This window comes from Variovorax sp. RTB1 (genome assembly GCF_035018765.1).
In the GTDB taxonomy this organism is placed as follows: Bacteria; Pseudomonadota; Gammaproteobacteria; order Burkholderiales; family Burkholderiaceae_C; genus Variovorax.
On sequence record NZ_JASJXG010000012.1, the window covers coordinates 1 to 26,396 of the forward strand.

The window sequence follows — 26,396 nt, forward strand, 5'->3', positions numbered from 1 at the left end:
CCTGGAGGTGGCGCTGGAGGGCACGCTGGCCAATACCGACAAGGGCTATCACGTCGAAGTCATTGCCGACGACCGCTTGCGCGATGCATTGGGCAACCTGACCGGCACGGCCGCCAATGGCGGCGAGAACGCGAGCCTGCCCGCCAACGGAACGACACCCGTGCCGACCACGGCGGTGGACCCCTATGCAGCGACGACCAGCGACATCGCAGCACTGAGCGCCAACGTGAGTCGGGGCTACCGCACGGTGTTTCCGTCGGCCCTCAACGACCCCTCGCACATCGACGGCACACCGCTCACGGTGGCCGAGGCCGGTGGCACGGTCACGCTCAACAACATCGACATCAGCGACCAGGATGCGCAGGCCACGAGCATCCTGACGGCCACCGTCTCGGTGCCGTCGGGCTTCGCGATCACGACCGTCGGCGGTACCGGCGGCACGGCTGTGATTTCTGGCGATGGCCTGTCGGTCGTGTTGACCGGCACGCTGACCCAGATCAACAACCGCGTCGACGCCATCGTGGTTCGGCTGCCGGACCCCGATGCGGGCGGCCCGGGCACTTCGGCCGACTGGAACGGCACCTTCGCGGTGACCGTGGTGGTCGACGACAACGGGAACACGGGCGCGCGACCCGGCGTGCTGGCGCCGAGCAGCAACAACGACCACGGCGTCTATTCGTACGAGAACGGCACGGACAACCATCTCGTCACGACGCGCACCTTCGACGTCACCGTCACGCCGACCAACGACGCACCGGTGCTGGGCGGCACGACGGGCGTTCGCGACGTGGCGGAATATCCCAATGCGGCCAACACGCCCGGTGTGCCCGAGGTCCGGCTGGTCACTGCCGGCTCCGCGACCCTGTACGACGTCGACTTGTCGACCACGCCGGGCCTGCCCGCGTTCGGCTCTGGCAGCGTCACCGTCAGCCTGGGCGCGACCTACTTCACCGGGGATGAACTGGTCGTCTCCGGGCTTTCCGGCACGCCGCTTCCGGCAGGCTTCTCGGTCAGTGGCGGCACCGGCGGTACGCCGCTGGTCATCACTTTCGGCCCGAGCACCACGGCGGCACAAGTCCAGGACGCCATCGAGCGCGTGGCCTATCGCAGCAGCAACGACAACCCGACCAACTACGACACGCCGGCCAATCGCAACCGCAGCTACACCATCGTGGTGAACGACGGGAACAACACGCAGGTCGGCGGCGCCAACGCAGGCGGACCCGCAGCGCTCAACAGCAACGTGCTGGCCGGCACCCTCCGCATCACCGCGGTCGACGATCTGCCGGTCGCGCACGACGACACACGCTCGGTCGGTGAAGACACCGCACCGATCACCGGCAACGTGATCGCGCTCGGCGCGGCCGGCGATGTGGCTGACACCGACGTCGACAACCGCACCGCAGATCTGCTGATCGGCGCCGTGCGAACCGGGTCTGAAGCCGGCACCGGCACGGCGGGCACGGTCGGGTCCGGCCTGGCCGGCGCGTACGGCACGCTGGTACTCAACGCCGACGGCAGCTACACGTACGCGGTCGACAACGCGAACCCGACGGTCAACGCATTGAAGAACGGGCAGACACTCACCGAGGTCTACACGTACACGCTGTCGGACGGCCACGGTGGCACCGACACAGCGCAGCTGACCATCACCATCCAGGGTCACACCGATGGCGCACCGGCCATCACGCCGGTCGATGGCAACGGCGCTGCGACGGGTCAGGCGACTGTCTTCGAATCGGGACTGACACCCGACGGTCCCGGCGGGCAAAGCCGCACCACCACCGGCTCGATCACGGTGAGTGCACCGGACGGATTGAAGAGCATCGATGTCGGCGGCGTCGACGTGACCGCAGCGCAGCTCGCCGCCTTGACGTCGGCCGCGCCGATCGTCATCGACACGGGCAAGGGCACCTTGTCGCTCACCGGTTTTTCAGGCGGCAGCCTGGCCTACAGCTACACGCTGAACGCCACGCAATCGCAGCCGCCGGGCGCCACTGAAAGCGTCGACACCATTGCCTTGGTGGTGACCGACTTGGCCAGTGCGCCGAGCACCGGCACGGCCGGCGGCACGCTGACCGTTCGCATCGTCAACGACGTGCCCACGGCGCGGCCCGATACGGCCACGATCACCGAAGACGCGACGCCCGGCACGGTCGGTGGCAACGTGTCCACGAACGACCGCATCGGCGCGGACGGCCCCGCCGCGGGCGGCCCGGTGACGGCGGTCGGCTTCGGTGGAGCGAACGGCACCGTGGGCAACGCGCTCGCGACCGCCTACGGCACGGTCACGCTGAATGCCGACGGCAGCTACGTCTACACACTGGACAACACCAACCCGACCGTCAACGCACTGAAGACCGGCCAGACGCTGACCGAGGTGGTGAACTACACCATCACCGATGGCGACGGGAACACGTCGCCGACGACGCTGACCATCACCATCCAGGGCCATACCGATGGCGCACCGGCCATCACGCCGGTCGATGGCAACGGCGGATCGAGCGGGCAGGCCACGGTGTTCGAATCGGGTCTCACCTCGGATGGTCCTGCCGGCGAAAGTCGTACCGCCACAGGCGCCGTGACCGTCAGCGCGGCGGACGGCTTGAAAACAGTGAGCGTGGGTGGCACCGTGCTGACCACGGCGCAACTCGCGGCGCTGTCGGGCGGCACACCGGTCAGCATCGCCACGGCCGATGGCACGCTGCTGTTGACGGGCTTCACGGTCGATTCGCGTGTCGGTGGTTCGCCTACGGGCGTACCGACCAGCGGCAGCCTGGCCTACAGCTACACGCTGAACGCCACGCAATCGCAGCCTGCGGGCGCCACTGAAAGCGTCGACACCATTGCCTTGGTGGTGACCGACTTGGCCAGTGCGCCGAGCACCGGCACGGCCGGCGGCACGCTGACCGTTCGCATCGTCAACGACGTGCCCACGGCGCGGCCCGATACGGCCACGATCACCGAAGACGCGACGCCCGGCACGGTCGGTGGCAACGTGTCCACGAACGACCGCATCGGCGCGGACGGCCCCGCCGCGGGCGGCCCGGTGACGGCGGTCGGCTTCGGTGGAGCGAACGGCACCGTGGGCAACGCGCTCGCGACCGCCTACGGCACGGTCACGCTGAATGCCGACGGCAGCTACGTCTACACACTGGACAACACCAACCCGACCGTCAACGCACTGAAGACCGGCCAGACGCTGACCGAGGTGGTGAACTACACCATCACCGATGGCGACGGGAACACGTCGCCGACGACGCTGACGATCACCATCCAGGGCCATACCGACGCAGCAGCCGGACCATCGATCGTGCCGGTCGATGGCAACGGTTCAGCCACTGGGCAAACCGATGTGCTCGAGCATGGACTGGTCGACGGGCTGGGCGGCCCCGACACCAGCGAGCGCAACACCGGCACCATCGCGGTCGCCGCGGCCGATGGATTGCGGTCGGTCACGATCGGTGGCACGGTCGTCACCGCAGCGCAGCTGCAGGCACTCGGCACCACGCCGATCACGATCACCACGCCCGACGGCACGCTGACCCTCACCGGCTTCAACGGCGTCGTGCTGAACGGTGCGGTGCCGATCGCCGGCAACATCGTCTACACCTACACGCTGACCGGCCAGGTGGCGCAGCCGGGAGCAACCGAAAGCGTCGATGCAGTGGCGCTCACGGTGCTCGATGCGGGCGGCGGCACCAGCAGCGGTGTGCTGCAGGTGCGCATCGTCGACGACGTGCCGGTCGCGGCCAACGACGCTGCGGCGGTGACCGAAGACGGACCGGCTACGGTGATCGGCAACGTGAAGAGCAACGACCTGAACGGTGCCGACAACGCCAACGGCGTGCCGGTGACGGGCATCGCTTTCGGCGGCACCAACGGTACCGTCGGCAGTCCACTGACCACGGCATACGGCCACATCGTCGTCAACCCCGATGGCAGCTACAGCTACACGCTCGACAACAGCAACCCGGCGGTGCAACACCTGATCGCCGGCGAGACGCTGACCGAGACCATGCGTTACACCATCACCGATGCAGACGGCGACGCTTCGACGGCCACGCTGACCATCACCATCAACGGGACGAACGACGTTCCCACGCTGAACATCCCCAACGGCAGCAGCGCTGGCAAGGGCGATAGCGATGGGCCCACGACAACCGGGCAGGCAAACGTGAGCGAACACGGCCTGGGCGATGTGGCCGACACGAGCGAGACGGCCAACGGCCACTTCGTCATCGGCGCGCCCGACGGGCTCGACAGCATCGTGGTCGGTGGCACCACGGTGACGCCGGGGCAGCTCGGCAATCTGGGCGGTGTGCCGGTGGTCATCGACACCCGCATCGGGCAGATCACCCTGACCGGCTACGACGCAACGACCGGCGTCGTCGGCTACAGCTACACGCTCGGCGGCAGGCAGCAGCACGGCGGTGGTCCGGTGACCGACCCGATCGCCATCACGGTGCGCGACCGCGATGGCTACACCACCAGTGGCACGCTGACCGTGTTGGTCGTCGACGACGTGCCGACCGCGCGCAGCGACGCCGCCTCGATCGGTACTGCCCTGCCGGGCGCCACGGTGGCAGGCAACCTCGTCGGTGGCCCTGGCCGCGGGCCCGGCGACGTGGCCGATCGCATCGGTGCCGATTACACGCCGACGCCTGTCAGCGGCTTCTCGTTCGAAGGCCGTGCCGGCGTGGTCGGCGGTGCGCCGCTGGCCGGCGCCTACGGTTCGTTGCGCCTGGCCGCTGACGGCAGCTACACGTACGCAATAAACGGCAGCAACGCCCGCGTGGCAGCGCTCGGCGAGGGCAAGACCTTGACGGAGGTGTTCAGCTACACCATCACCGATTCGGACGGCAGCACCAGCGTCGCGCAATTGGTGGTCACGATCAAAGGCGCGTCGTCGCGGCTGCCACCGGCCGGCGACCAAATCTGGCCGATCGACTTCCGCACGCCGGTGCGCACCATCACGCAGGGCATGCAGCCCGCGCTGTTCGTGCAGTTGGCGGTGCGCGAGTCGCAGCGCCTGAGCCAGACATTCACGGACGGCATCGCGACACGGGTTGCGGGCGGCATGGACCAGACCTACGAAGAAGATCGCCGCGACGACAGCATCTACAACTTCGGCATCACGCAGTACATGGACCCGGCCGAGCATGTGAGCCGCGACGGCGTCGCGTTCTCGCTGGCGATGGTGCGCGACATCGAGTTGACGCTGGCGAAGAAGGGCCTCGGCGGAAGCGCGCTCGACGGTGACGGCAATGCGCTGTTCGGTCGGTTCAACGGCTTTTCCGGTGAGCGCATCGTCATTTCGGGTGCAGATGCATCGACGCAAGCAGTGGTGCCGCCTATCGCGACGACAGCCCCGCCCGCACGGTCTTTCACTGACCGGCTCCACGCCAACGCCGTTCAACGCGGCACGGTGCGCGACCGGGTCAAGGTGCAGCAACACCATCGGGAACCGGTGCGCGTCAAAGTGCCCGCCGCGCCGCGATGAAGCGGCGCTCCCTCGTTTTTCAAGCCCCCGGAACCATGAACGAAAACAACATCGTGAAGACAACGAAATTTCCGTCGAAACCGACATGGGCCGCACTGGCCGCGGCACTGTGTCTGGCAGGTTGCAGCATGAACCCCGTCAAGGTCACGCCTGAAGAAGTGGCACAGCGCGTGCGAAGCGACCAGGAGCAGATGTACAGGGACCAGGTTCCGGTGAGCGGTCGAATCAGCTATTCCGATGCCTTGGCACGGGCGCTCAAATACAACCTCGACTATCGCCTGAAGATGATGGAGACCACGCTGGCGCGCGGCCTGCTCGAGGTATCCGCCATGGACATGCTGCCCAAGCTCGTCACCGAAGCCGGCTACAACGACCGCAGCAACGATTCGGGCGGCACCAGCGTCGGCATCGAAGACCGCGTCATCAGCCTGCGGCCGTCGACCTCTGAGACGCGTTCGCACTACTACGGCCGCGCCACGCTGTCGTGGAACGCACTGGATTTCGGCATCAGTTACTTTCGAGCCAAGCAGGCCGGCGACGAGGTCAATATCGCCGACGAGCGCCGCCGCAAGATCCTGCAAAACATCGTGCAGGACGTGCGCAACGCCTACTGGCGCGCACTCGGCGCACAGCGCTTGCTGGCCGATGCCGATCAGCTCGCGACGCGCATCGACGACGCGCTCGGCAAGTCGCGCGAGGCCGAACGCGCCGGCGTGCTACCGCCCACGCAAGGCCTGAGCTACCAGCGCGCATTGCTCGATGCGATGTCGTTGGTCAATGCGAAGCGGCAAGAGATGCAGTTCGCCAAGCGCGAGCTGGCAGCCCTCATGAGCCTGCCGCCCGGGACCGAGTTCACGCTGGTCGAGAGCACAGAAGACAGCCTCGCACCTGCCGCTGTCGACATCGACAAGCTCGAAATCGCGGCCCTCACCAACCGGCCCGAATTGCGCGAAGAAGACTACAAGGCGCGCATCGGTGTGTATGAAACCAGAAAGCAGATCGCGGCCCTGTTCCCGAGCCTCAACCTCTACGCCGGTGCACGCTACGACTCCAACAGTTATCTCTACAACAGCAACTGGTCCGACACCGGTCTGAACCTGTCGATGGACCTGTTTCGACTGGCGTCGATACCCGCGATCAACCGCACGAACGAGGCGCGCCAGAAGACCGACGAGGCCCGCCGCCAGGCGCTGGCAATGGCCGTACTCACCCAGGTGCGCGTGTCGGTGGAACGCTACAAGCTCGCGGTGGTCGACCAGGACCTCGCAGCCGAATCGAGCCGTGTCGACCAGCGACTGTCGAGCGTGTCGCGCGCTGGTGCCAGCAACCGGCTGGAGAGCGAGCTCGAGTCGCTGCGCACCGATTCGCGTGCGCTGGTGTCGCGCTTTCAGCTCGCCACCGCCTATGCCGCGACGCAGGCCGCCTATGGCCGCGTGCTGAACTCGGTCGGCGTCGACCTGCTACCCGACACCGTCACCGGCACCGACATTCCGACGCTGGCAAAGGCGATCGATGCGAGCCTGCTCGACGGCGAGAAGAGCGTCTTCCTGAAGCCGATCGGCTTGCAGTTGGCGAGCCGCCCGGTGTCGGTTCGCATCGCCGACCTGCCGCGTGGCGTGAACGAAGCGGCGGTGCGCAGCGCGGTCGAGCGCATCGTGGTGCGCAACGAACTCGTGGCCGGGCAGGGCGCCGATGCACTGGTGCTGACGCTGAGCTTTCAGCGCATGGAATCGAAAGCGACGATGCGTGCGCAGTGGCGCATGACGCTGACCGACCCGGCCGGCAAGCAACTGCTGCAGCAGAACTACGTGAGCTACCTGCCGAGCGAGGGCAGCGACCGCTCGCTCGGCGCCTTCGCCGAGGCGGCGGCGTTGTCGGTCATCGGTGATGTGCGTCGTGCCGCGCGCACTGAGTCGACCGTGGCGCAGCAGCCATGACGGTGTGTCGTTCGGCAAGGCCGGCAAAGCTGGCCGCCGCGCTGGTGCTCTGGATGGGTGGGGTGTGCCTGGGCACTTGCGCCTTCGCACAGGCGAAGCCGGCTGCGGCGTCGGCCAACGTCGCACCCGTCCGCTTTCTAGTCGTCGCAGCGCAGGAGAGCATTCTTTCAGCCTCGGTCGCTGGCCGCATCGCGAAGGTGCCGGTCGGTCTGGGCGACAGCGTGCGGGCCGGTCAGGTCGTGGCGTCGTTCGACTGCGCCGAAGTTCAGGCGCGCCGTGGTGCTGCACGGGCGGAGCACGAGGCAGCGCGCGTGCAGTACGAGGCCAAGCAGAAGCTGCAGGGCCTGCAGTCGCCCGCCGAGGTCGAAGTCGAGCTGGCTGCGGCCAACGTGAACAAAGCGCAAAGCCAGGTCCAGATCTTCGAGGCACAAGTGGCGCAGTGCGCCATCGTCGCGCCGTTCGCGGGCAAGGTCGCGCGCGTGCACGTCAAGGTGGGGCAGGGCGTGAACCCGGGTGCACCCGTGATCGAGCTCGTGGGCAGTGGCCCGCTCAAGGCGCGCATGAACGTGCCGTCGCAATGGCTCGCGTGGTTGAAGACGGGCGAAAAGCTCGACGGCAAGGTCGACGAAACCGGTGGTGTCGTCGCCTTGAAGGTCACGCGCATCGCCGCCCGCGTCGATGCGGTGAGCCAGACCGTCGAGATCGAGACCGAACTTGCCAGCACCACCGGTGTGGTGCTGCCCGGCATGAGCGGGCAAGTGCGCGCGCCGTCGGCCTTGTGAGGGCGTGCGCGGGCTGCCCTCCCGGAGATAGTTCGTGACAGACCTTGCGTTTCACGCCCTGGCAGCGAAGGTGCACGCGGCTCCCAGCGCGGCCGACCTCGCCTTCATTTTCTGCAACGAGACCCATGCACTGGCAAGCTACCGGCAAGCGGCGCTGGTCGGATTTTTCGGCGCCCGGCGCACGCGGCTGGCAGCGCATTCGGGCCTGGCCGATATCGACGCCAATTCGCCCTATGCGCTGTGGCTCGCAGACGTGGCCAACCATGTTCGAAAGCAACTCGATGGCTTGCCGGCCAGCGCGCGTGTTCTTGCGTTGTCGCCGGCGATGCTGCCGTCTGCACTGGCCGCGCAGTGGGCCGACTGGATGCCCGACCACGTCTGGGTGATGTCGCTCGCCGGGCCCGATGGCCGGGCACGTGCCGCGCTTCTCCTGGGGCGCGAGACACCTTGGCCGGCCGAGTTCGATGCCGGTGCGCCCGAGTTTCTTTTGCTGCAGGCCGCAGCGATGTACGGCCACGCATGGTGGGCACTGACCGAGCGGCGCCGATCGGTCGGCACCCTGTGGTCGGGCTTGTGGGCGCGACGCGCATTTCGCTGGGCGCTGATCGCCTTGCCGCTGGCATTGCTGGTGCCGGTCCGCGAATACGCGCTGGTGCCAGCCGAGGTGGTTTCCAACCACAGCCAGGTGATTTCGTCGCCGCGAGAGGGCGTCATCAAGCGCATGGTCGTGAAGCCCAACACGCCGGTCGAAGCCGGCGCGGTGCTGGCCGAGCTCGACGACAGCACGATCTACAACCGACAGGCGGTGGCGCAGGCGGCGCTGGCTTCAGCGCGGGTCGACCTGCTGCAGGCGTCGCAGCGTGCCATCGAAACGCAGGCGGCCAAGGCCGAACTCAACATTGCCGAGGGCAAGCTGCGCGAGCGCCAGGTCGATGTCGACGCACTGCAGCGCGAGATGGGCCAGTTGCTCATCAAGGCGCCGAGCGCTGGCGTGTTCGTGTATTCCGACCCGAACGACTGGGCTGGTCGTCCCGTGCAGACCGGCGAGCGCGTCGGCTTGCTCGCCGACCCGGCCGTGCTGGGCCTGCAGGCCTGGGCGCCGGTGAACGAAGCCGTCAACCTCAAGCCCGGCGCGGCCATGACGCTCTTCATGCGCGTGGCGCCGCTCGATCCGGTCGAAGCGCGGCTCGACTATGCGGGCTACCAGGTGATCGAGGCGCCTAACGGCGTGGCGAGTTATCTGCTGCGCGGCACGGTCGAAGGCACATCGGCGCAGGCTCGCATCGGCCTGCGGGGCACGGCGCGCATTTCAGGCGACTGGACGGTGCTGGGTTACCTGATGTTCCGCCGGCCTTTCGCGGCGGTGCGAGAGTGGTGCGGATGCTGAGCGCGGAGTTGCCGCGCGCTGCGCTCACCGCCCCGATGACCCAACCCGCGCCATGGCCCGCATTGCGTGAAGAGTTGCAGATCCACGGGGCGGGATCGAATCGTGACGGCTCACCCGCATGGCACATCTGCGATCCGGTGCGCAACCTGTTCTTTCGCATCGGCTGGCTCGAGTTCGAGATCCTGCAGCGCTGGGACATGGCTTCTCCAAAAGCCATTGCGCAGGACATCGACGCTTCGACAGCATTGGCGCCGGTGGCGGACGATGTCGAGCAGCTCATCCGTTTCCTGATGCAGCATCAATTGCTACGAACTGCACGCCAGAAGCCGGCGATGCCGCTGTGGCGCTGGTTGCTCAACAACTATCTTTTCATCCGCATTCCGCTGGTGCGGCCAGCGCACTGGCTCGCAGTGGCGATGCCGTGGGTGCGCTGGTTGTTCAGCGGCTGGTTCGTCGGCATCTCCGGACTCGCGGCGCTCACCGGCATCGTGCTGGCGGCGCGCCAGCTCGACGTGGTCGAAGCGAACCTGCGCGGCGCATTGAGCTGGGATGGCGTGGTCGGTTTCGCTGCCGCGCTGGTGTTCTCGAAGCTGCTGCACGAACTGGGGCACGCCATCGTTTCGACACGCCACGGTGTGCGGGTGGGGCACATGGGCGTGGCGCTGCTGGTGATGTGGCCGATGCCGTATACCGACACCGGTGAGAGCTGGAAGCTGGAACGATCGCGTCATCGCTTTGCCATCGCATCCGCCGGCATCGCAGCCGAGCTTGTGCTCGCCGCGTGGTCCACTTTTTTGTGGGCGTTCATGCCCGACGGCAACTTCCGCAACGCGCTGTTCTTTTTGGCGACCACCGCATGGGTGCTGACGCTGCTGGTCAACGCCAGCCCTTTCATGCGTTTCGACGGCTACTACATGTTGACGGACGCGCTCGATTTCCCGGTGCTGCACGAGCGCGCCGGCAAGCAGGCTCGGCGCGTGTTGCGACGTTGGATTCCCGGTTTGCTTGAGCCTTCGAGCGAGGTGCTTACGCCATCGTTCCGGCGCTTCCTGGTGTCGTTCGCATTCGCTACCTGGATCTACAGGTTGGTGCTGTTCATCGGCATCGCGGTGGTGGTCTATCACGCCTTCTTCAAGGCGCTGGGCATTTTGCTGTTCGTGGTGGAAATCTCGGTGTTTCTGGGTCGGCCGATCTACGCGGAGTTGCGCGTGTGGTGGCAGAGGCGGGCCGAGATTCCACGGCGACGCTCGGTGGTGTGGGCACTGCTGATCGTGGCCTTCGCGCTCGTGCTTTTCCTGCCTTTGTTTTCCGGCATCTCGGCACCCGGTGTGTTGAAGGCGGCGTCGGAGCAGCCGGTGTATTCGCCCTACGCCGCACGGCTGGAGAGCGTCACTCTTCGCAACGGCGCAGCGATTCGACCCGATGGCGTGCTGGTCGAGCTCGACGCGCCCAATCAAGGCGAAGAACGCGACAAGGCGGCTGCGTTGTCTGCCGCCTATGCGCGCTCGGCACGCGGTGCGCTCGGCATGGTCGAAGACGGCGCTGCGCGGCTGGCCGTGGCCGAACAGCTCGCGTCACGCTATGACGCGGAGCGCCGTGCGCGCGAGGCCGAACTGCTCCGCCTGCGCATCGTGGCCACGCGTGACGGCGATGTGCGCGATGTCGACCCTGACCTCCGCGCGGGCACGTGGGTCGGCCCGACGCAGCTGATCGCCATGGTGGTCGACGGGCGCCGCTGGCGCGTCGAAGCGCTGGTGTCGGAGCGCGATCGGCAGCGCTTGTCGACGGGCGCAAAGGCGGTCGTCATCGTCAGAGGCCGGACGCAGAAGCTCGAAGGCACGGTGACAGCCATCGACAACAGCCCCGTCAACCGGTTGCCGCACCTGCTGCTTGCACAAGACCACGGCGGACCGATCACCTTGAACCCGACCTCGCCGAAGAAGGACCTGAAGCCGGCGGAGGCGTGGTTTCGGGTGCTTGTCGAAGGCGAGGGCGCTGCACCGGTGCAGGCCGTGCATGAAGTGCGCGTGCATTTCGACGGCACGCATGAGAGCCTGGCGAAAGGCTGGATCGACAGTGCGCTGTCGGTGCTGATACAGCAGTCGGGGCTTTGAGCGTTCGGGCGGTGCTGATGGGTGTCCCGACTACAAGCGTTGACTTCGAAGCCTGCTATCTTTGAGTTGGACAAGGTACAACGACCGAACCAAGGAGTTCTTTCATGGCCCACGACGCCGCTCACGCTTTCTCTTCCGCCCTCAAGACGTTCAAAACTGCTTCGGGGAAATCCGGAAAGTTCTGGTCGCTGAAGGAACTGGCCAAGGCGTACCCGGGCATCGAAAAACTGCCGGTGTCGATCCGGATCATTCTCGAATCGGTGCTCCGAAATTGCGATGGCCAGAAGGTGACGGCGGCCCACATCGCCGAGTTGGCCCACTGGTCGCCCAACGCCGAGCGCACCGACGAGATTCCTTTCGTCGTCACCCGCGTGGTGCTGCAGGACTTCACCGGCGTGCCGCTCCTTGCCGACCTGGCTGCGATGCGCAGCGTGGCTGCGGCGCTCGGCAAATCACCGAAGACGATCGAGCCGTTGGTGCCGGTCGATCTGGTGGTCGACCACTCGGTGATGGTCGACTACTACGGCACGCCCAAGGCGCTCGATCTCAACATGAAGCTGGAGTTCCAACGTAACAACGAGCGCTACCAGTTCATGAAGTGGGGCATGCAGGCCTTCGACACCTTCCGGGTCGTGCCGCCGGGCTTCGGCATCGTGCATCAGGTGAACCTCGAATACTTCGCGCGCGGTGTTTACACAAGCCCGAACGACAAGGCCGATGTGCCGGTGTACTACCCCGATTCACTGGTCGGCACCGACAGCCACACCACCATGATCAACGGTATCGGCGTAGTCGGTTGGGGCGTCGGCGGCATCGAGGCCGAGGCCGCCATGCTGGGTCAGCCGGTCTACATGCTGACGCCCGACGTGGTCGGCTTCGAGCTCACCGGCAAGCTGCGCGAAGGCGTGACGGCGACCGACCTGGTGCTCTACGTCACCGCCATTCTTCGCGGCGAAAAAGTGGTCGGCAAGTTCGTCGAGTTCTTCGGCCCCGGCGCCGGTTCGATCGCGGTGCCCGACCGCGCGACCATCGGCAACATGGCGCCCGAATACGGCGCGACGATGGGGTTCTTTCCGGTCGACGAAATGACGGTCGCGTACTTCAAGGGCACCGGTCGCACCGACCAGGAAGTCGAGTTGTTCGAGGCCTACTACAAGGCGCAGGGCCTGTTCGGCATGCCGGCGCCGGGTGAACTCAACTACACGAAGATCGTGCGGCTCGACCTCGGCACGGTCACGCCCAGCTTGGCCGGCCCCAAGCGCCCGCAAGACCGCATCGACCTCGGTCACATGTCCACCAAGTTCTCCGAGCTGTTCAGCAAGCCGAACGACGCCAACGGTTTCAACCAGCCGGCCAACAAACTGAAGATGCGTTATCCGCTGGCACACGATGGCGTATCGGTGGAAGAAAAAGAGCAGCCGCCGACCCAGGCCGGCGCGCCGAGAGAGGTCGTCGAGATGGTCGCCAACCGGTCGACCAAGGCGGCTGCGCATAGTGCGGCATCGGCGCCCAAAGATCCGCCCGGCGGCGTGACCATCGGCAATGGCGACGTGTTGATCGCCGCCATCACTTCGTGCACCAACACATCGAACCCGAGCGTGATGCTGGCGGCCGGCCTGCTGGCCAAGAAGGCGGTGCTGGCAGGGCTGACCGTCAAGCCGCACGTGAAGACGTCGCTAGCACCCGGCTCGCGCATCGTGACCGACTATCTGGTGAAGGCAGACCTGCTGCAGTATCTTGAAAAGCTCGGCTTCTACCTGGCAGGCTACGGCTGCACGACCTGCATCGGCAACTCCGGTGATCTGTCGCCCGAGATCAACGAGGTCATCAGCAAGAACGATTTGATCGGTGCTGCCGTTCTGTCTGGCAATCGCAATTTCGAAGCGCGCATCCATCCGAATCTCAAGGCAAACTTTTTGGCGTCACCGCCGCTGGTTGTGGCCTACGCCATCGCCGGCAACGTGATGGTCGACCTGATGACGCAACCCGTCGGCAAGGGCAAGGGCGGCAAGGACGTGTACCTCGGCGACATCTGGCCGACGATGGCCGAGATCGACGAGAACCTGCGCCATGCGATGGATGCCAAGTCGTTCCGCAAGAACTACGAGCAGATCAAGGAGAACCCCGGCAAGCTGTGGAGCAGCATCAAAGGCGTGAGTGGCCAGGTGTACGACTGGCCCGAGTCGACCTACATCGCAGAGCCGCCGTTCTTCGCCGGCTTCAAGATGAAACCGCACGCCGCCGATGCGGGATTCAAGTCGGCGCGGGTCATGGCGCTTTTCGGCGACTCGATCACCACGGACCACATCTCGCCGGCCGGCTCCATCAAAGAGAGTTCGCCTGCGGGCATCTGGCTCAAGGCCAACGGCGTGAAGAAGGAAGATTTCAACAGCTACGGCTCGCGCCGCGGCAATCACGACGTGATGATGCGCGGCACCTTCGCCAACGTGCGCATCAAGAACCTGATGATTGCGCCCGACGACAAGGGCACGCAGGAAGAGGGCGGCGTGACGCGCTTTCAGCCCGGTAACGAGAAGATGTTCATCTACGACGCGGCGATGAAGTACATCGAGCTCGGGGTTCCGACGGTCGTGTTCGGCGGCGAGGAGTACGGCACGGGGTCATCGCGCGACTGGGCTGCCAAGGGCACGCAGTTGCTGGGCATCAAAGCGGTGATTGCACGCAGCTTCGAGCGCATCCACCGCGCCAACCTGGTCGGCATGGGCGTGCTGCCGCTGCAGTTCCGCGGCGCCGACTCCTGGCAGACCCTGGGGCTGACTGGCGACGAGCGCATCGACGTGGTCATCGGCGGCGAACTCAAGCCGCAGATGGACGTGAAGCTGGTGGTTCATCGGCCCGACAACTCGCACCAGGAGGTCACGGTGCGCCTGCGCATCGACACGCCGATCGAGGTCGATTACTACAAGCACGGCGGCATCTTGCCGTTCGTGTTGAGGCAACTTTTGGCGGCTTGAGCCCGGTCTGAAAACGCGTAAATCGTCGGGCGGATAACCGCTTTTTCCACCTCGATCGAGTTTTCGAGAATAATTCTCGTTTTGATCTGTGGATATCCGGGTGACGACAACAACGATTGCTGCGGCATCGGCGGCCGCTTTGCCGTCGAGCGCGCTCAGCCTCGACAAGCTTCCTAGCCATCAATGGGCGACCGTGCTGGACCTGCTGCGCCCGACGGGTGCGGAAGACCGGGAGCTGGTGCTGCGACTGACCGAAATCGGCTTCGTGCCGGGCGAGGCGGTTCGCATCGTGGCCAGCGGCGCGCCCGGGCGCGAGCCACTTGCAGTGCGCCTGGGCCACACGACCTTCGCACTGCGCCGCTACGAGGCCGCCTTTATTCGCGTGACACCGGGCGCCGAGCACCATGGTTGACGCCGTCATCAGCGGTCCCGGCGGCTTCGCGCCCAAAGGCCAGCCGGGTCGCATCGCCTTGCTAGGCAATCCGAACTGCGGCAAGACCGCGCTTTTCAATCTGTTGACGGGCAGTCGCCAGAAGGTCGCCAACTATGCGGGCGTGACGGTCGAGCGCAAGGAAGGCACGCTGCGCACTGCCGCCGGCCGCCGCATCTTCGTGCTCGACCTGCCGGGCGCCTACAGCCTGAATGCGCTGAGTGCCGACGAAGCCGTGACGCGCGACGTCGTCACCGGCCGCAGCAAGGAGGCCTTGCCCGACCTGCTGGTGTGCGTGACCGACGCGACCAATCTGCGACTCAACCTGCGGCTGGTGCTCGAAGCCAAAAAGCTCGGCTTGCCTATGGTGGTGGCGCTGAACATGGCCGACATGGCGAAGAAGCAGGGCATCACGGTCGATACGGCTGTGCTGTCGCGCGAACTCGGCGTGCCGGTGATCGAAACGATCGGCGTGCAAAACGACGGTGCCCAGGCATTGCTGGCCGCGCTCGACACGCCCGTGGCAGCGGCCGCGCCGGTGCCGTGGCAAGCACCTGCGCTGGACGATGTGCTGGCAACCCAGCGTGAAGTGCGCCGCATCCTCGGCCTGGCGGTGCGCGAGCCGATGGACAGCCTGGCGACCAGCGACCGCATCGACCGGGTGGTGCTGCACCCGCTGTGGGGCATGCTGGTGCTGGCGGTCACGCTGTTCCTGATGTTCCAGGCCGTGTTCAGCTGGGCCAACGTGCCGATGGACGCCATCAAGGCGGTCACCGAAGCGGCCGGAACCTTCGTCAAGACGCACATGGCCGCGGGCCATCTGCAAAGTCTGCTGGCCGATGGCGTGATTGCCGGGGCTGGCAGCGTCATCGTCTTCCTGCCGCAGATCCTGATCCTGTTCCTGTTCATCCTCGCCCTCGAAGACTCCGGCTACCTGCCGCGCGCGGCCTTCCTGCTCGACCGCGTGATGGGCACCGTCGGCCTGTCGGGGCGCTCGTTCATTCCGTTGCTGTCGAGCTTCGCCTGCGCTATTCCGGGCGTGATGGCGACGCGCACGATCAGCAACTGGCGCGACCGCTTGACGACCATCATGATCGCGCCGCTCATGACCTGTTCAGCGCGGCTGCCGGTGTATGCATTGCTCATCGCGGCGTTCATTCCGGAGCGCAGCGTTGCCGGCGTGTTCAACCTGCAGGGCGTGGTGTTGTTCGCGCTGTATGTCTTCGGCATCGTGTCGGCGATGGCGGTGGCGTGGGTCATGAAGCGCTTCAGGGACAACCAGTCGCACTCGCCGTTGCTGATGGAGCTTCCGGCCTATCGGTGGCCGAGCATCCGCAATCTGGCGCTGGGCTTGTACGAGCGCGCATGGATCTTCTTGCAACGCGTCGGCACGATCATCCTCACGCTGACCATCCTGCTGTGGTTCTTATCGACCTTTCCGTCGCCGCCCGATGGTGCGACCGGGCCCGCTATTCAGTACAGCCTGGCCGGCATGATCGGCGGCGTGCTCGAGCACATCTTCGCGCCGATCGGTTTCAACTGGCAAATCTCGATCGCGCTGGTGCCGGGCATGGCGGCGCGTGAGGTGGCGGTCGGTGCGCTCGGCACGGTGTATGCGCTCTCGGCGACCGGCGAAGAAGTTGCGAGCCAGCTGCAGCCGTTGATCGCGCACACCTGGTCGCTGGCGACGGCGTTGTCGTTGCTGGTCTGGTATGTCTTTGCGCCGCAATGCATCTCGACGCTGGCCGCCGTCAAGCGCGAGACGGCCAGCTGGAAATACGTCTGGATCATGGCGGGCTATCTGTTCGCATTGGCGTATGGCGCATGCTTCATCACTTACCGCATCGCGGTGGCCCTTGGTTGGGGCTGAACAGTCGGAGTTGATATGACCCAGAACATCGTCGTCGCATTGATCGTCGCTTTTGCCGCGTTGTATGCGACGTGGCGCTGGATGCCTGCCGGCTGGCGCCGCAGCGCGGCGCAGAAGCTGGCCAGCGGCACGCAGCGTGCGGGGCTGGTCGATCAGGCGCGTGCCGACCAGCTCGCGGCATCGCTCGCGAAGAGCTCCGGCTGCAGCGCCTGCGACACCTGTGGCGCTTGCGGCAAGGCCGACGCCAAGCCGCTCACAACGCACTGAGGTCGATGCCCGCGCGCATCCTCGTCGCGGGCGGCGGCATCGGCGGACTGGCCAGCGCGCTGGCGCTGTCGCGTCGAGGCCATCGCATCGAGGTGCTCGAACAGGCCGATGCCTTCCATGAAATCGGTGCTGGCGTGCAGCTCGGCCCGAACACCACACGACGGCTCCAGGCGCTCGGCCTTGGCGTGCCCCTGGCGGCCATCGCTGCACGCCCGACGACGCTCGTGGTGCGCAGCGCCGGCAGCCATGCCGCCATCGCGAAATTGCCGCTCGGCGAGACGATGCAGGAGCGCTACGGAGCGCCTTACCTGTGCGTGCACCGGGCAGATCTGCACTCGATGCTGGTGGATGCCGTGCGCACGCGTGATGCGAGCGACGCTCTCAACGGCGGTGCACGCATCACCGAAATCGCAACGGGCGACGACATCGTTTGTGTGGCGACCGACGACGCGCGCGCCTGGGAAGGCGATGCGCTCGTCGGCGCCGACGGTTTGTGGAGCGTGGTGCGCATGCAGGTCGTGCCGAACGACGTGCCGCCGCGCGCCACTGGTCACACGGCCTGGCGCGCGCTGGTCGAGATGTCGTCGCTGCCGGCTGTGCTGCGCAACGTCGATCGCGTGGATGTCTGGCTCGGGCCGCAGCTGCATGCGGTGGCGTATCCGGTGCGCGGAGGTGCTGCGCTCAACGTGATCGTCGTCGCAGAGTCGGCACCCGCAGGCGACGCGCGCGACTGGGATCAGGCCAGCAGCCTCGACGCCCTGAAGCAAGCCACCGGCAACACGGGGGCAGCATTGCAGGCGCTGCTCGAAGCCATGCCCTCATGGCGCGCGTGGACCTTGTTCGATCGTGCCCCGCTGACTTCGGCTGGCGACATGGCGGACGGCCGCATCGCCTTGCTCGGCGATGCCGCGCATCCAATGCTGCCTTACCTTGCGCAAGGCGCCGGCATGGCCGTCGAAGATGCGATGGCGCTGGCCGATGCCCTGCGCGACGGCAGCGCGCTAGACGTGCCGGCCGCCTTCCGCCGCTACGCCGAGGCACGCTGGCAGCGCAACGCACGCGTGCAAGCGAGGGCGCGGCGCAACGGCGACATCTTTCATGCGGTCGGGCCGGTGCGGCTTGGTCGCGACATGGCGATGCGCACGCTGGGCGCGCGTTTGCTCGATCAACCTTGGCTTTATGCGGGATGAACGCTGAGAGCGGTGCCAGGGCCCGCTGAATACTTCAAGAAGTAAAGCTCGCGCACGATGAACTTGCGCATCGCTTCAGTTGCCGTGCGCGGGGCTTCGGAAGAACCAGTGCATATTCCAGAGCTTGTTCGCTTTATCGCCGTTGAGGCGGCCGTCTGGAAAAGGGTTGAGCACCCGACCATGGAGATTTTCTGTGACCCGTTCGAGTCTTCCTTCTGTGAGCAGCGTCCCAAAAGGCTACGCCGAGTGGCTGGTCGAGCTGAAGGCACGTATCGATGGCGCTCAGCGGCGTGCTGCAGCGACTGTGACGCGTGGACTCGTCTTACTCTATTGGCAGATTGGCCGCGACATTCTGGTTCGGCAGGCGGAGCAAGGGTGGGGCGCGAAAGTGATCGAGCGGCTGGCACACGACCTGCGTGTCGCGTTTCCGGACATGAGGGGTCTCTCGCGCGCCAACCTTATGTACATGCGCGCGTTTGCCGAGGCGTGGCCTGAGGAGTCAATTGTCCAACAGGCTGTTGGACAATTGCCTTGGGGGCATAACCTGGTTCTGCTGAGCAAGCTGAAACGCCCCGAGCAGCGTCTGGCCTATGCCCAGCGAGCGGTGAATCAAGGCTGGTCACGCAGCGTCCTCAATATCCACATCGAAACACGATTGCTTGAACGAGAGGGCAAAGCGATTACCAATTTTACGGCGCAGCTGCCGCCAAACGGTTCAGACCTAGCGCAGCAGGCGCTCAAAGACCCCTACGTTTTCGATTTTCTCGGCATCGGACAGGAGGCTGGAGAGCGAGAAATCGAAGCGGCGTTGGTCCAACACGTCTCTCGTTTCTTGTTGGAGCTAGGTGCGGGCTTTGCCTATGTCGGCCGTCAGGTTCCGTTGGAGGTTGGTGGTGACGATTTCTTCATCGATCTACTGTTCTATCACCTGAAGCTGCACTGCTATGTGGTGGTTGAACTCAAAGCCGGTGCGTTCAAGCCCGAGCACGCGGGCCAATTGAACTTTTATCTGACGGCGGTCGATGAGCAGCTCAAATCGGCGCTCGATGCACCAACGATTGGCCTGCTGCTGTGTAAGACCCGGAACCGCGTGGTGGCTGAGTACGCGTTGCGCGACTCCAACAAACCGATCGGCGTCGCGGAGTACCAGCTGGTTGCATCGCTGCCGGAGGAACTGCAGTCGAGTCTGCCGACCATTGAGCAAATCGAGCAGGAGCTTGAGCAGTACCATGGCGACGGGGACGTTGCCGAGTGAGCATGGACTACGCCACGCTCGACGTGCTGCGGCAAAACCATCCGGCGTGGCGCCTCTTGCGCTCGGATCATGCCGTCTTGATCGCTGCCTTTTTGCACCGCGTATTCATTGCTCCCAACGTGCGCGTGATGGCTCAGGCTGACTTGGCCGAAACGCTCGAAGACGAACTGTTCGGTCTGCGCGAGAGGATCGGCGCAGACGCCTTTCCCAAATCTGCGCTCGAGTATCTGAACGACTGGACCGCCAACGACAAAGGGTGGATGCGCAAGTTCTACGCCGCGGGCACAGACGAGCCACAGTTCGATCTGATGCCCGCCACCGAGAAGGCGATCGCCTGGCTCGGCACGCTTGCGGAGCGGAACTTTGTCGGAACCGAGTCGCGCTTGCTGACGCTGTTCGAGTTGCTCAAGCAAATGAGCCAGGGCAGCGAAACCGACCCGGTGGTACGCATTGCCGAACTGCACCGGCGCCGCGACGAAATCGACAGCGATATCGCCAGAGTCATAGGAGGCAACATTCCCGTTCTCGACGATACAGCGCTGAAAGAACGATTCCAGCAATTCGCGAGTTTGGCGCGTGAGTTGATGACCGACTTCCGGGAAGTGGAGCAGAACTTTCGCGGTCTCGATCGACGTGTGCGCGAGCGCATCACGTTATGGGAAGGCGGCAAAGGAGAGTTGCTAGAACAGATCATGGGTGAACGTGACGCGATTGCCGATTCTGATCAGGGCCGCAGCTTTACGGCGTTCTGGGACTTCTTGCTGTCGAGTCTTAGGCAAGACGAGCTTTCGGCTTTGCTGGAGCGCGTGTTGACGTTGCCCGCCGTCGCAGAACTCAAACCCGACGTACGTACGCGTCGTGTGCACTACGACTGGATCGAGGCGGGCGAGCACACGCAACGCACTGTCGCGCAACTCTCGCAGCAATTGCGCCGCTTTCTCGACGATCAAGCCTGGCTGGAAAATCGCAGGATCATGGACATCCTGCGCGGCATCGAGTCCAAGGCGCTGACGCTTCGCGAGGCGCCGCTCCCCGGCGAAGTGATGCGCATTGCAAGCACCTCGGTCAATATCGAACTGCCGATGGAGCGGCCACTCTATGCACCGGCGCTCAAGCCCAGGATCGCAGACGTCGCACTGGACACGGGTGAGTCCGACGGCGATGCCGCAGCGCTTTTCTCGCAAGTGGTGGTCGACAAGGCACAGCTGGAACGGCATGTGCGAAAGGCTTTGCAAGAGCGCACTCAAGTGACATTGAAAGAGATGACGCAGATGCATCCACTGCACCACGGACTCGCGGAACTCGTGGCCTATTTGCAGTTGGCGGACGAAACCTTCGGCGCCGTCGTTGACGAAACAAACGAGGATCTGATCGTCTGGAACAGCATGGGGCGCGACGCGATTTCGCATCCGCGGCGGGCACGTCTGCCACGCGTGATTTTCGTTCGATAGCGTGAAGGCATAAAGCGATGGATGAGGATGAGGATGTCAAGGCAAAGTCAGCACCAACCGCCAGCGCTCCCGAGCCTGATCTGTCGGCGCTGGTCGTTCCGCTCCTGAAGGGGGTGATCTACCGCGAAGCTGCCGCAAATTTGTGGAGTGCGCTCTACGGCTTGCAGTTTCGGGTTCGCGACTATGTCGCTGTGCTGGGGCTGGAATTGGTGCAGGACGAAGCGGAGGGCTATGCCTTCTTGCGTTCGCGCACGCCGCTTGCCGACGATGCGGATGACGCGTCCGCCGCACCATTGCCGCGGTTGATCACAAGGCGGCCATTGGGCTTGATGGTCAGTTTGCTGCTGGCGCTGCTGCGCAAAAAACTGGCCGAGTTCGACGCCGGTGGCGGTGAAACCCGACTGATTCTTTCGCGTGACCAGATCGTTGAAATGACCAGGGTATTTTTGCCCGACAACAGCAACGAGTCGAGGGTGGTAGATCAGATCGAGACGCATCTTGGAAAGATCGTAGACCTCGGCTTCTTGCGAAAGCTGAAGCCGGCCGCCGGTGCACCAAGCGGGCAAGCGCCATCGTTCGAGGTTCGGCGGATTCTCAAGGCCTTTGTCGATGCGCAATGGCTGGCCGAGTTCGACGCGAAGCTCGAGTCTTACCGCGTGCAGTTGCATGTCGGCATCGATGGCGTTGGCGATGACTGAACGTTTGACAGGCAGCCTGGACTTCGCGACCGATGACGCACTCTCCGGCTTTCGCTTGCAGCGGCTTGAAGTTTTCAACTGGGGCACCTTCGACGCACGCGTATGGGTGCTTCATCCCGGCGGTCGAAATGCCCTGCTAACTGGCGACATCGGCTCGGGAAAATCGACCCTGGTCGATGCGGTGACGACGCTGTTGGTGCCCGCGCATCGCATTGCCTACAACAAGGCGGCGGGTGCCGACAACAAAGAGCGCACGCTGCGTTCCTATGTGCTCGGTCACTACAAATCCGAGCGCAACGAAGTGAGTGGCGCGGCCAAGCCGGTTGCGCTGCGCGACCACAACGGCTACAGCGTCATCCTTGGCGTGTTCCACAACGCTGGCTATGACCAGACCGTCACCATCGCGCAGGTGTTCTGGATGAAGGATGCGCAGGGCCAGCCCGCGCGCTTCTTCGTGGGAGCGGAATGCGACCTCTCCATAGCTGCCGACTTTGCCAACTTCGGAACCGACATCCCCGCGTTGCGAAAAAAGCTTCGTACTGCCGGCGCTGAGTTGTTCGATGGCTTTCCGCCGTATGGCGCCTGGTTTCGCCGCCGCTTCGGAATCGAAAACGAGCAGGCGCTCGAACTGTTTCACCAGACCGTGTCGATGAAGTCGGTCGGCAATCTGACCGACTTTGTGCGCAGTCACATGCTGGAGCCGTTCGATGTGGTGCCACGCATCGCGGCATTGATCGGCCACTTCGATGACTTGAACCGCGCGCACGAAGCGGTGCTCAAGGCGAAGCGCCAGGTCGAGCTGCTGACGCCGCTAGTCGCCGATTGCGACCGCCATGCGTTGCTGGTCGTGCGCGCCGATGAACTGCGGCGTTGTCGCGAGGCGCTCAGACCGTACTTCGCCGGCCTGAAGCTTGATTTGCTCGACACGCGCATCAACCTGTTGAACGAGGAATGGGAACGGTACAACGATCAAGTGCAGCTCAGCGAAATTGCTCGCGATGCGCAATACGAACAGGAACTGACACTTCGACAAAGCATTTCCATGAACGGCGGAGACCGTCTCGGTCAGCTCGAAAGCGCGATCCACGTTCGGCAGATCGACTTGGAAAAGCGACGCATCAAGGCGACCAATTACAACCAGCTTGCGCGATCTGTCGGTTTGCTTCAGATGAGTTCCGCTGCCGACTTTCTGGTGCAGCGTCAGAACCTGGAGAGCATGAAGCAAGCGGCGCAGGATCGCGAAAGCGAACTGCAAAACGACGCTACCGAAAACGGCGTGACGATGCGACAGGGCAAGGCGGAGCACGCCGCGCTGACAGGCGAGATCCGGAGCCTGCGGGCTAGGCGCAGCAATATCCCGGCGGAACAGATCGCTATGCGCGGTGCGTTGTGTCAGGCGCTCGGACTCGCTGCCGATGCGATGCCCTTCGCCGGCGAACTCTTGCAAGTGCGGGACGACGAGCGTGATTGGGAGGGCGCGGCCGAGCGCCTCTTGAGGAGCTTTGGCCTGTCGCTGCTGGTGTCGGACAAGAATTACGCGCACGTGACCGAATGGGTCGACAAGACTCATCTTCGGGGCCGCATTGTTTACTTTCGCGTGCGCAGTGGCTCGCGTGGCGATCTGCCTGGGCTTCATCGGGATTCATTGGCGCGCAAGGTGTCGATCAAGCCAGACTCTCCGTTCTACGAGTGGATTGAGCGCGAAATTGCTCACCGCTTTGATGTGGCGTGCTGCGCCACACAAGAGCAATTTCGTCGCGAGACACATGCGATCACCCGTGCCGGGCAGATCAAGGCCAAAGGCGAGCGTCACGAGAAGGATGACCGTCATCGCCTGGACGACCGCAGTCGTTACGTGCTCGGGTGGACCAATGCCGCCAAGATCGCCGCACTGGAGACCAAGGCCCGGCAGCTGGAGAGTGAACTGGCGGATCTTGGCGGTCGCATTGCCGCCATTCAGATCGAACAGAATAGATTGAGAGAGCGATCCAACGCCTTGTCGAAGCTCGACATGTATGCTGATTTTGTCGAGCTCGATTGGCAATCCGTCGCGACTGAAGTATCCCGGTTGCAGGACGAGAAAGAAGAGATCGAGGCAGCGTCGGATCTGCTGAAAACGCTGACTGGCCAACTGGACGCACTCGTGGTTCAGATGCAGAACAAGGAAGTCGAGCTGCAGAAGCAGCGCGACAAGCGGTCGAAGACCGAGCAGAAGAGAGACACCGCCGATGGCCAGCGCGTGCAGACCCGGACTACGCTGGAGGAGCCGGATTTCTTAGTGCATGCGGCCTGTTTCAAGAAATTGGATTCGTTGCGCGCGGAAACACTGGGTGAGCATCAATTGACGGTCGAGTCTTGCGAGAACTCCGAGCGCGACCTGCGCGACGGGTTGCAGAGAGCGATCGATGCCGAAGGCCTCAAAGCCAAACGACTGCGCGACAAAGTCATTCAGGCCATGGCGGCATACAAGGAAGCCTACAAACTCGAAACCGCCGAGGTGGACGCCAACGTCGAGGCGGCATTCGAGTACCAGGAGATGCTGCGGAGCCTGCAGACGGACGGACTGCCCCGCTTCGAGACGCGCTTCAAGGAACTGCTCAACGAGAACACGATTCGTGAAGTCGCCACCTTTAACGCGCAGTTGGAGCGTGAGCGCAAGACCATCAAGGATCGCATCGCCCGCATCAACGAGTCGCTGACGCAGATCGACTACAACGCTGGGCGTTACATCGTGCTCGAAGCGCAAGCCACACCCGATGCAGACGTTCGGGATTTCCAGACTGAACTGCGCGCCTGCACGGACGGCACGGTGACGGGGTCCGACGATGCTCAGTATTCGGAGGCCAAGTTTTTGCAGGTCAGACGGATCATCGAACGCTTTCGGGGGCGCGAGGGGTTGTCGGAGCAAGACCGCCGCTGGACCGGCAAGGTAACGGACGTGCGCAGCTGGTTCGTATTCGCCGCGAGCGAGCGTTGGCGCGAAAGCGACGCCGAGCACGAGCACTATTCCGATTCGGGTGGCAAGTCAGGCGGTCAGAAAGAAAAGTTGGCCTACACGATCCTGGCTGCGAGCCTGGCCTATCAGTTCGGTCTGGAGTGGGGCGCAGTGCGATCCAAAACTTTTCGGTTTGTAGTGATCGACGAGGCCTTCGGTCGCGGTTCCGACGAGTCCGCCCAATACGGCTTGAGACTGTTTGCACAACTCAACCTGCAGTTGTTGATCGTGACGCCACTGCAGAAGATCCACATCATCGAACCCTTTGTTTCCAGCGTGGGCTTCGTACACAACGAAGAGGGTCGCGCGTCGAGGCTGCGAAACCTCTCCATCGAGGAATATCAGGTCGAGAAAGCGAAGGCGGCAGGATGAGTTGGACGCAGCCAGCAAATTTGAAATTGCAGTTGCTCAAGCTGTGGGAGCGTGGTGATCTGCTCGCCAGCATCGTCACAGGAACACCGCTCTTCCCGAGACGACTGATGCTCAAAGCCCCGACATCTGCGGAAATGACAGATAAGTTCGATGAAGTGCGTAACTGGAGTCGGGAAGTTCGCGCGTCGGGCTACAGGATCGTGATGCGAGACTTCAGACACCGGGTGCTGGGTGCGAACGCGGTACCCGAAGAGGCATGGATCGACACGTTGGAAGACGCGCTGAAGCTCATCGGCAAACTGCAAGAAAGCGTGCGCTTCATGGCGTTGGTCGATGCCACACGCGAACACCAACCGCAGTTGCTGGCCTGGCTCGCAAGGCGACCGCTGCGGGCGCTGGAGCTGTCGGCCGAGTGGCCACGGCTGTTGGCTATCGTGGCCTGGCTGCGAGCAAATCCGCGGCCAGACGTGTATCTGCGTCAGGTCGACATTGCTGGTGTTCACACCAAATTCATCGAGGCGCATCGGGCCGTGCTTGCCGAGTGTCTGGATCTCGTGCTGCCGCCTGAGGCCGTGAATATGACGGCTTCCGGCTTGAACGCATTCGCTTTGCGCTATGGCTTTCGCGACAAACCGCTTCGCGTCAGGTTTCGATTGCTCGACTCGACGCGTGCCATGGGTGATCCGGCGCCGGCGCAAGACATCACACTGGATGCGGGCAGCTTCAGTCGGCTCGACCTCGGCCTGTCGCGAGTGTTCGTGACGGAGAACGAGATCAACTTTCTGTCGTTTCCACTGACCGAGCGCAGCATGGTGATTTTTGGTGCTGGCTATGGCTTCGAGATGTTGGCCCAGGCGGAGTGGCTAGCAGGAATTCCGGTCTATTACTGGGGCGATATCGACACCCATGGCTTTGCCATCCTCGATCAATTGCGCGCTCGACTCAAGCATGTCGAGTCGTTTTTGATGGACCGTGCGACCTTGATGGCCTTCGAATCGCAGTGGGGCGACGAGAGCGCGCAAACGCTACGTGACTTGCCGCGATTAAGGCCGGAGGAGAAAGCGCTCTACGACGATCTCCGCGACAACCGTATTCGCCAAGGCTTGCGCCTCGAGCAAGAGCGAATAGGGTTGTCTTGGGTCGAGGGCACTTTGGCAGCGTTGGATTGAC

At 64.2% G+C, this 26,396-nt stretch carries 15 protein-coding genes; all 15 read left to right on the forward strand.

Going from position 1 to position 26,396, the window contains the following annotated elements; genetic code table 11:
* On the forward strand, nt 1–5,503 hold a 5,503-nt coding region (locus tag QN397_RS10105), incomplete at its 5' end, for a VCBS domain-containing protein (RefSeq protein WP_323500845.1).
* A gap of 35 nt (nt 5,504–5,538) precedes the next feature.
* On the forward strand, nt 5,539–7,440 hold the full coding sequence (locus QN397_RS10110; RefSeq protein ID WP_323496602.1) for a TolC family protein: 1,902 nt from the start codon (nt 5,539–5,541) through the stop codon (nt 7,438–7,440).
* Nucleotides 7,437–8,222: an efflux RND transporter periplasmic adaptor subunit gene (locus QN397_RS10115; RefSeq protein ID WP_323500846.1), complete on the forward strand. Its 786-nt coding sequence runs from the start codon at nt 7,437–7,439 to the stop codon at nt 8,220–8,222. Before QN397_RS10110 ends, QN397_RS10115 begins: the two co-directional genes overlap by 4 nt.
* Before the next feature lie 34 nt (nt 8,223–8,256).
* Nucleotides 8,257–9,609, forward strand: coding sequence for an efflux RND transporter periplasmic adaptor subunit (locus QN397_RS10120; RefSeq protein WP_323500847.1), 1,353 nt, complete (start codon nt 8,257–8,259; stop codon nt 9,607–9,609).
* Between the two features lie 35 nt (nt 9,610–9,644).
* A complete protein-coding gene (locus QN397_RS10125; RefSeq protein WP_323496599.1) occupies nt 9,645–11,723 on the forward strand; it encodes an HlyD family efflux transporter periplasmic adaptor subunit in 2,079 nt (692 codons plus the stop codon).
* Nucleotides 11,724–11,827: 104 nt separating this feature from the next.
* Entirely contained in the window at nt 11,828–14,698 is a 2,871-nt protein-coding gene (locus QN397_RS10130) for an aconitate hydratase (RefSeq protein WP_323496598.1), read from the forward strand.
* A 100-nt stretch (nt 14,699–14,798) separates the two neighbouring features.
* A complete protein-coding gene (locus QN397_RS10135) occupies nt 14,799–15,110 on the forward strand; it encodes a FeoA family protein (protein WP_323496597.1) in 312 nt (103 codons plus the stop codon).
* The gene (gene feoB / locus QN397_RS10140; protein ID WP_323496596.1) at nt 15,103–16,998 is read left to right on the forward strand and encodes a ferrous iron transporter B; all 1,896 of its coding nucleotides are present in this window, start codon (nt 15,103–15,105) and stop codon (nt 16,996–16,998) included. Before QN397_RS10135 ends, feoB begins: the two co-directional genes overlap by 8 nt.
* A gap of 15 nt (nt 16,999–17,013) precedes the next feature.
* A complete protein-coding gene (locus QN397_RS10145; RefSeq protein ID WP_323496595.1) occupies nt 17,014–17,265 on the forward strand; it encodes a DUF6587 family protein in 252 nt (83 codons plus the stop codon).
* A 5-nt stretch (nt 17,266–17,270) separates the two neighbouring features.
* Nucleotides 17,271–18,455, forward strand: a complete 1,185-nt coding sequence (locus tag QN397_RS10150; protein WP_323496594.1) for an FAD-dependent monooxygenase — start codon at nt 17,271–17,273, stop codon at nt 18,453–18,455.
* A gap of 193 nt (nt 18,456–18,648) precedes the next feature.
* Nucleotides 18,649–19,710: a PDDEXK nuclease domain-containing protein gene (locus QN397_RS10155; RefSeq protein ID WP_323496593.1), complete on the forward strand. Its 1,062-nt coding sequence runs from the start codon at nt 18,649–18,651 to the stop codon at nt 19,708–19,710.
* A gap of 2 nt (nt 19,711–19,712) precedes the next feature.
* Nucleotides 19,713–21,161, forward strand: a complete 1,449-nt coding sequence (locus QN397_RS10160) for a DUF3375 domain-containing protein (RefSeq protein WP_323496592.1) — start codon at nt 19,713–19,715, stop codon at nt 21,159–21,161.
* Between the two features lie 17 nt (nt 21,162–21,178).
* On the forward strand, nt 21,179–21,859 hold the full coding sequence (locus QN397_RS10165; RefSeq protein ID WP_323496591.1) for a DUF4194 domain-containing protein: 681 nt from the start codon (nt 21,179–21,181) through the stop codon (nt 21,857–21,859).
* Nucleotides 21,852–25,226, forward strand: a complete 3,375-nt coding sequence (locus QN397_RS10170; protein ID WP_323496590.1) for an ATP-binding protein — start codon at nt 21,852–21,854, stop codon at nt 25,224–25,226. The genes QN397_RS10165 and QN397_RS10170 overlap by 8 nt, the downstream gene beginning before the upstream one ends.
* Complete coding sequence (locus tag QN397_RS10175) at nt 25,223–26,395, forward strand: Wadjet anti-phage system protein JetD domain-containing protein (RefSeq protein WP_323496589.1); 1,173 nt, start codon at nt 25,223–25,225, stop codon at nt 26,393–26,395. Before QN397_RS10170 ends, QN397_RS10175 begins: the two co-directional genes overlap by 4 nt.
* Nucleotide 26,396: the final 1 nt, after the last annotated feature.

Bases quoted from the DNA above. Each gene is read 5' to 3' on its own strand.
- QN397_RS10150 (WP_323496594.1), top strand. From the start codon at position 17,271: ATGCCCGCGCGCATCCTCGTCGCGGGCGGCGGCATCGGCGGACTGGCC.
- QN397_RS10165 (WP_323496591.1), top strand. From the start codon at position 21,179: ATGGATGAGGATGAGGATGTCAAGGCAAAGTCAGCACCAACCGCCAGC.
- QN397_RS10130 (WP_323496598.1), top strand. From the start codon at position 11,828: ATGGCCCACGACGCCGCTCACGCTTTCTCTTCCGCCCTCAAGACGTTC.
- QN397_RS10175 (WP_323496589.1), top strand. From the start codon at position 25,223: ATGAGTTGGACGCAGCCAGCAAATTTGAAATTGCAGTTGCTCAAGCTG.
- QN397_RS10170 (WP_323496590.1), top strand. From the start codon at position 21,852: ATGACTGAACGTTTGACAGGCAGCCTGGACTTCGCGACCGATGACGCA.
- QN397_RS10160 (WP_323496592.1), top strand. From the start codon at position 19,713: ATGGACTACGCCACGCTCGACGTGCTGCGGCAAAACCATCCGGCGTGG.
- QN397_RS10110 (WP_323496602.1), top strand. From the start codon at position 5,539: ATGAACGAAAACAACATCGTGAAGACAACGAAATTTCCGTCGAAACCG.
- QN397_RS10125 (WP_323496599.1), top strand. From the start codon at position 9,645: ATGACCCAACCCGCGCCATGGCCCGCATTGCGTGAAGAGTTGCAGATC.
- QN397_RS10115 (WP_323500846.1), top strand. From the start codon at position 7,437: ATGACGGTGTGTCGTTCGGCAAGGCCGGCAAAGCTGGCCGCCGCGCTG.
- feoB (WP_323496596.1), top strand. From the start codon at position 15,103: ATGGTTGACGCCGTCATCAGCGGTCCCGGCGGCTTCGCGCCCAAAGGC.
- QN397_RS10145 (WP_323496595.1), top strand. From the start codon at position 17,014: ATGACCCAGAACATCGTCGTCGCATTGATCGTCGCTTTTGCCGCGTTG.